1 protein-coding gene is annotated in these 1937 nt (G+C 65.7%); it reads right to left on the bottom strand.

Features of this window, described 5'->3' with window-relative positions:
- Positions 1-68: 68 nt before the first annotated feature.
- The gene (locus ACPEES_RS23195) at positions 69-1763 is read right to left on the bottom strand and encodes an IS1634 family transposase (RefSeq protein WP_435106842.1); all 1695 of its coding nucleotides are present in this window, start codon (positions 1761-1763) and stop codon (positions 69-71) included.
- Positions 1764-1937: the final 174 nt, after the last annotated feature.

Raw genomic sequence — 1937 nt, 5'->3', positions numbered from 1 at the left:
TCCCAAGTTCATCAGCCGTGGGCGTAAGTCATTGATGTGCGGGTTGTCCGTTTTCGAGTTGGCACAACCTAGGCCACGGTATCGCGGTGCGGCGGTCTCACCTCCAAGCGTTTGAACAGATCGCGCTGGGCAGCGCTCATGGAGATCCCCTGGATGGCCTCGCCATCGAGGTGGAGCTGGTGCAGTTGAACGCTCTCCAGCGACTCCAGGAGTCGTTCAACACTGCTCAGACCCAGGGAGGCGTCAGCCTTCAGACGCATGTGCAGCACCCGGTAGAGCACCAGCGCCAGGAAGCAGATCAGGGCATGGGCGCGGATGCGATCAGGCAGCCGGTGATGGACAGGCGCGATCTCCAGCGTCGACTTTAGTGCCCGGAAGCCTCGCTCGATATCGGCGAGTGAGCGGTAGCGCGCCACGATCTCGCCGGCCTCGCGCTCGTTGAGGCTGGTGACCAACAGCAGCTTGCCGTCTAGCCGCTCAGCCGCCGCCCAGGCGGCCTCGTCGATGTCGTAGTGGAACCGCGGGGCCGCGAGATCGGCCTTGATGATCCCGGACAGGCGCTGCTCGATCACCGCCTTGTGGAAGCGCTGGTAGGCGCTACGATCACTGGAGCGCCGTCCGCGCCCGGCCTTGCCCGCGTCCTGGTTGTCCAGGCGCTGGGCGAGGCGCTGACCGAGCTCATCGACGCGCTCGATGCGCCGGCGCCGGTTCGCGCTTTGCTCGGCAGCGCGTTCGGGATTATGGGCAACCACCAGACGCCGACCCTGCCAGGTGGTCTCGGTGACCGCCTCCTCGCCGGCGGCCTGGGCCTGCTCGGCCAGCACGGGATGGAGCCTGTCCATCAGATCGGTGAACTCGCCGTAGCGCCGGCCTGGCACCGCCAGGATGTAGTCCACGGCCAGGCCCTGCTCACGCCCCAGCGCCTCCAGCGTGTCGACGTTGTCGAGGCTGAGCAGTCCGCGGTCGGCGACCACCACCACCCGCTCCAGCCGGAAGCGCTCCAGCAGCCGGGTGATCATCGGCGCCAGCGTCTTCGTCTCCGCGACGTTGCCCTCGAAGACTTCGTGGGCTATCGGCAGTCCCTCGGCGGTCTGGATCACCCCGAGGGCGAACTGGCGGTGGATCCCGTGAGTATCCTTGCTCAGCCCTGGCTGGCGCAGATCCCCGTCGACGTGGTGCTCGCCGTGGATCGGCACCGTGGTGATGTCATAGAACACAACCGACAGCTCCTGATCGAGCAGCGGGCGCAACTGGTGGGCGACGATCGCTTCGGCAGCCTCGCGGTGCTCGATCAGCGCGTCCATGGCGCGCAGCAACTGGTTATGGTCGATGCTGCGCAGATCGACGCCGGGCAGATGCACCCGCTCCAGCCAGCGCAGCACACCGAGCTTGCTGCTGGGGTCGCACAGGCGGTTGAGCACCATAGCGCGGATGACCCCTTCCAGATCGAACTGCCGATACGAGGAGCGCAGCGCCTGTTGCAGCCCCTTGTCCAAGCCAAGGGAACGCCAGATCTCGGTCAACAACCAGGGCGCGCCCAGCGAACGGCTCGGCTCGAAGTGCGCCGTGTCGGCGTCGACCAGCGGCAATCCCGTGTGTCGCTTGAGCCCGCGGATGATGCTATGGACCTTGTCCTCGGTGAGCGCGTCGGCCCGTCCGAGTTGGGCGATCTGGCGCTGGCGGGACTTGCCGTCGGCGTCACGGTAGCCCTCGACCAGCCGCAGATACGTCCGACCTTGTGAGCGCGAGGCGCGAATGAACATGGCGCAACGGTACAAAACCCGTTACGGCCATGCAATATAGGACCTTCGAGATCCTACGAGAGCCCTGAGTTGGCACAACAACGGGGTCAGCGACGAGCCAGCCCAACTTACTGATCTGCGGTACTCCACGCCCCGCTCAACCCGAAAAATCAGGCATAAGCTGATGAACTTGGG

The organism is Arhodomonas sp. AD133, assembly GCF_051195215.1.
Taxonomy (GTDB): domain Bacteria; phylum Pseudomonadota; class Gammaproteobacteria; order Nitrococcales; family Nitrococcaceae; genus Arhodomonas.
This window is presented reverse-complemented; position numbering and strand designations above follow the sequence as displayed.

Coding starts and splice junctions, on each gene's coding strand:
- ACPEES_RS23195 (WP_435106842.1), bottom strand. CDS start 1,763: ATGTTCATTCGCGCCTCGCGCTCACAAGGTCGGACGTATCTGCGGCTG.